This is a genomic window from Tardiphaga sp., from assembly GCF_028290785.1.
GTDB lineage: Bacteria > Pseudomonadota > Alphaproteobacteria > Rhizobiales > Xanthobacteraceae > Tardiphaga.
On record NZ_JAQGJD010000159.1, the window covers coordinates 1 to 3,963 of the forward strand.

The 3,963-nt window shown below is 65.7% G+C and carries 5 protein-coding genes and 1 pseudogene; 3 read left to right on the forward strand and 3 right to left on the reverse strand.

Going from position 1 to position 3,963, the window contains the following annotated elements:
- A partial coding sequence (locus JWR89_RS09410) for a DUF1214 domain-containing protein (RefSeq protein ID WP_299714771.1) occupies positions 1 to 344 on the forward strand: 344 nt, incomplete at its 5' end.
- Positions 341 to 919 carry a DUF1254 domain-containing protein gene (locus JWR89_RS09415; protein WP_299714773.1) on the forward strand — a complete coding sequence of 193 codons (579 nt, stop codon included), beginning with the start codon at positions 341 to 343 and terminating at the stop codon, positions 917 to 919. The genes JWR89_RS09410 and JWR89_RS09415, both read left to right, overlap by 4 nt.
- Before the next feature lie 102 nt (positions 920 to 1,021).
- Here JWR89_RS09415 and JWR89_RS09420 read toward each other — a convergent pair whose 3' ends face one another.
- The 3 genes from JWR89_RS09420 to JWR89_RS09430 form a co-directional block, all read right to left on the reverse strand.
- Positions 1,022 to 1,792, reverse strand: a complete 771-nt coding sequence (locus tag JWR89_RS09420) for a hypothetical protein (protein ID WP_299714775.1) — start codon at positions 1,790 to 1,792, stop codon at positions 1,022 to 1,024.
- Positions 1,793 to 1,807: 15 nt separating this feature from the next.
- The gene (locus JWR89_RS09425; RefSeq protein ID WP_299714778.1) at positions 1,808 to 2,011 is read right to left on the reverse strand and encodes a hypothetical protein; all 204 of its coding nucleotides are present in this window, start codon (positions 2,009 to 2,011) and stop codon (positions 1,808 to 1,810) included.
- A gap of 150 nt (positions 2,012 to 2,161) precedes the next feature.
- Positions 2,162 to 3,130, reverse strand: a complete 969-nt coding sequence (locus JWR89_RS09430) for a hypothetical protein (RefSeq protein WP_299714781.1) — start codon at positions 3,128 to 3,130, stop codon at positions 2,162 to 2,164.
- Positions 3,131 to 3,343: 213 nt separating this feature from the next.
- Here JWR89_RS09430 and JWR89_RS09435 point away from each other — a divergent pair.
- Positions 3,344 to 3,963 (forward strand): annotated as a pseudogene (locus JWR89_RS09435) (DUF2336 domain-containing protein); the annotation flags it as partial.

Sequence of the window (3,963 nt, forward strand, 5' to 3'; positions counted from 1 at the left end):
CCGATGACAAGAACAAGCTGCTCGACGGCCGCTGCGACATCGTGGTGTCAGGCGTGACGCCGCCGGCGCGGTTCTGGACGCTGACGCTGTACGATAGCAGGGGCGGCCTGGTGGCGAATTCGCTGCAGCGCTACGGCTTCACCAGCCAGGAGATCGTACGCGGCATCGACGGCGCGTTCGAGGTCCGCATCGCCTCACGCTCGCGTGCCGGCAACTGGCTGCCCACCGGCGCCATCGAGCGCTACGTGTTGATGCTGCGGCTGTACGACACACCGGTCGGCGTCGCCACGCGCACCCAGAAGGATGCGCCGATGCCCGCCATTGCCACGGTGGGGTGCCCATGATCCGGCTGCTGTTTGCCATCATCGGCGGCATCCTGCTCGGCGGCGTCGTGCATCTCGTCAGCGTGCTGGCGCTTCCGCGCATCGCGACGCAGGACGCCTATTCGCGACTGGCCGGGATTACCAAGGAGAATGCCGTCACGGCGCTGCCGCTCACCGAACCCGGCAAGTCGCTGCTGCCGTTCATGGACCCCGCCTTCGCGCTGGCGGTGTGCCGCTACGACCTGTCGAACGGCCCGATCAAGCTCGCTGTGCCGGTGAGCCAGTCCTATACTTCGGTGTCGTTCTACACCCGCAGTGACGTCGCCTATTACGCCATCAACGATCGCTCCGCCGGTCGCCGCGTCATCGAACTCGATCTGATGACCGAAGCCCAGCACGCCGCACTGCCCGAGGATGAAGACGTCACCGCCGCCGACCGGCTGATCATCGACTCGCCGACCCCGACCGGATTGATCGTGCTGAAGGCGCTGGCCGCCGAGCCCGGCCTGATGCCGCAGGCGCAGGCCTCGCTGGCCGCAGCGAAATGCGGCGCACCCAGCGAGCCGCCCGCGAAGGCGAGCCCGGCGAAGCGATAGCTGCGCGCTTGTAGGGTGAGCAAAGCGAAGCGTGCCCACGTCTTTAATACTGCGGACGCGTGGGCACGGCGCAAGCGCGCCTTTGCCCACCCTACGATCCGCCTACTTCAGCACCTTGCCGGTGCGTACCGGCGCCATCGACGAAGCGATCACGGTGGTCTGCGCGGCCAGTTCGCCGATCAGCATGTCGGCGCTGGCGGCGAGGCCGTCAGGCGTATGGATGACCAGCCGCTCCAGCGCCCAGCGATACGACGACACCCGGCGCTGCAGGCATTGCGCGACCCACTGGATGATCAGCGCGTTCTCGTCCATCCGCGCCAGCGCATCTTCGCGTTCGCGCGGCAACAGGCCGGACACCAGCTTCAGACTGGCGTTGCGCTTGCTGTCGAGTTCGATGACGCGCGAGGCATAAGAATAGAACGACTCGAAACGCAGGATGTCGTTGCGCACGTCGTCCATCAGCACATTGTAGCGCGAGGTGTGCGAGCGATGCGGCTCGTCGATCAGGAGCCGGCCATAGGCGGTGCGGTCGAACACCGGAACCTGCCGCCATGGCGAGGGCAGCGGCTTGTAGTCGCCGAATACGCTCTTCCACAGCGGCCGCGAATGCGGCGGCTCGATCAGCGGAAACGCCAGATCGCGCATCGTCTTTTCGTTGTCGGTGAGCTGGAATTCCGAAGCGTTCAGGCCAACGCTGCCGGTGGCTTCGGCGCCGATCCAGCTGTGCATGTTGTCGCTCAGCGCGCTCTGGCGGGTGCGACCGAAATCACCGCTGGCGCAACCGCCCAGGCCGGCGGCAAGCGTGATGAGCAGACATGGAAATAGCGTCGGGCGCCGAGGCCGGGTCCGGATCGGTGTGGACGTCGTCGGCATAGGAGAAGTCCGAGTTCAGGAACGGACGCGGCGCTTGCGGCGGCGTCCCGGTGCGGTGCCCTCTTCCGGGCCGGAGCCGCCGGTCGTGTCGTCGCTCGAACGCTCGATGCGGATCACCGGCAGGATCAGGATGGTGGCGCTGCCGTTCGGCGCATGGCCCATGCTCAGGCCCAGCCGCCGCGCTGCCGCATCCGCCGGAAACTTGATGATGGTGCTCATATCCATGGTCCCCGCACCGCTTCGCCCGAATGGCCGGTGCGCGATCATCTAAGAGCGATCATGGTTAACGGGCTGTTAATGTCGGATGCCCGAAAGGTCCTGTCGCGCGTCCGCCGAATTCGGAATCCGACTGCGGCAGAACGACAACAGTTATCGCGACGCCTCCTTCAGGCTTGCATCACGGTCGATCTGGCGGAGCCGGACGAACAGCGCCCAGGCCTTCGGAAACGCTTCGCTGCCCGCATCGATCGTCAGCAACGCTTGCAGCGCTGCGCGCGTTTCGTTTCTGGCTGGCGCCTTGGAACGCCCCGTCGTGAATGCCTTCCAGCGCTGTTCGACCTCTGCCGCCAGCGCCAGCGCCTCGGCACTGCTGCGCTTCGCGGCCGGTTTGCTGAGCGGATCGTCGGCAGGAAACTTCGGCCACCCCGCCGGCGGCCGGTCGGCGCGCCAGTCGCGCTCGCTGCCCAGGCTAACGTTGATGGTCGGCTTCGGCGGCGACGGCATTTGCGCCGCGCCCTGCCCTTCGGACTTTCTGGCAAATGGCGAAGTCGTGGCCGCCAGCACCTGCAATTCCGCTTTCGGCGACGCATCCCCTCCAACAGGTGAGCCGGTCGCCGGCCCCGCCAGCGACATGACCGTCTGCGGATCGATCTTCGGCATCACCTGCATGACCTTGCCGGCCATCTCGAGAGCCTGCGGTGAGATCTTCAGTTCCGGCGAGGAGGGCTTGGCGTCGTTGGCATCCGGACATGGCGCGAAGGCCGCCACGCGAATCCTGGCAACCCGGCCGTCGTCATCGATGCGCACAAATTCCCGGGCGACGTCGTAGACAAATTCGCGGTGGCCGACATAAACGCCCGCGCGGTCGCGGCTGTTTACGCTGCCGCATACGTAGGTCCCCGCGCTCGCCTGCACCGGATGCACCGCATAGAATTGCGCCGAAGGCGGATCGACCAGGATTTGCTGCACCGCCGCCCGGGCCTTGGCCTCGTCGGACGGCCAGAATGCCTCCCTCAGGGAGCCGGATACGATCAACGACGCCTGGTGGGGAAACATCATCCCCAACACCAGAAATGTCCCGCCGATGCCGGCTGCAACCGTCGCCGCGACTTTGTTCATCCCGCCCGTCCAAGGTTATGGCGCCTCGCAAGCGACAATCCTAGATGGCTCCTGCTAAATATTACCTACCAAAGTCGCCGACATTTGAAGGTGCGATCGGCCGAACGCCGTTGCGGCCCTGAAATCCGTGCGGCGCGGATGCCGATGGTTAAGGGCTGCTTAAGCGACAGGGTGTAAATTTGCGTAAAGTTTTACTCAGTAAGCGTATCGCCCATGACCTCCGCACCTCCGATGTTTCCAGGCTTCGATGGCCTGATGACGCTGTCCCGCCGCGAGGGTGTGGACATCCGTCCGACCTTGCTGCGGGTGCTGACGGATCTCTACGTGCAGGCCAGCACGCATACGCTGGATGAGGAAAAGCAGTTCGTCGAACTGACCGCGCGATTGATCGACCAGGTGGATGACGCGACCCGCGCCGCGGTGCGCGCGCGGCTGTCTGTCTATCCGCAAACCCCGCGCGCGATCCTGAACAAGCTCAATCTGCGCCCCGCGATGCCCGACCAGCGGATGCCGCTGGCGCCATCCATCGCGCCGGTCGAAGTGCCGGCAGTAGCGGCCGCGAAGCCGCCGACCGATGCGCAAATGCGGATGGCGGCCAGCATGACCATGCAACCGCAGGACGCCTCGGAAATCAGCGCCATGTTCTTCGCCGCCAATGCCAACGGGCGCGCGCAGATCCTGCACAACCTCGCCGAGACGCCGCTGAAACCATCCGCCCGGATCCCGGAAGCGCGCGCCGAGCGCGCGATGCACATTCTCGAAATGGCGGCGTTCGCCGAGGACCGCGACAACTTTGCCCGCGAACTCGGCGAAGCCCTGCTGCTGCCGCATCA

What these genes read in the sequence shown, in the direction of transcription:
- JWR89_RS09430 (WP_299714781.1), bottom strand. Translation starts at nt 3,130, where the DNA reads ATGAACAAAGTCGCGGCGACGGTTGCAGCCGGCATCGGCGGGACATTT.
- JWR89_RS09420 (WP_299714775.1), bottom strand. Translation starts at nt 1,792, where the DNA reads ATGCCGACGACGTCCACACCGATCCGGACCCGGCCTCGGCGCCCGACG.
- JWR89_RS09415 (WP_299714773.1), top strand. Translation starts at nt 341, where the DNA reads ATGATCCGGCTGCTGTTTGCCATCATCGGCGGCATCCTGCTCGGCGGC.
- JWR89_RS09425 (WP_299714778.1), bottom strand. Translation starts at nt 2,011, where the DNA reads ATGAGCACCATCATCAAGTTTCCGGCGGATGCGGCAGCGCGGCGGCTG.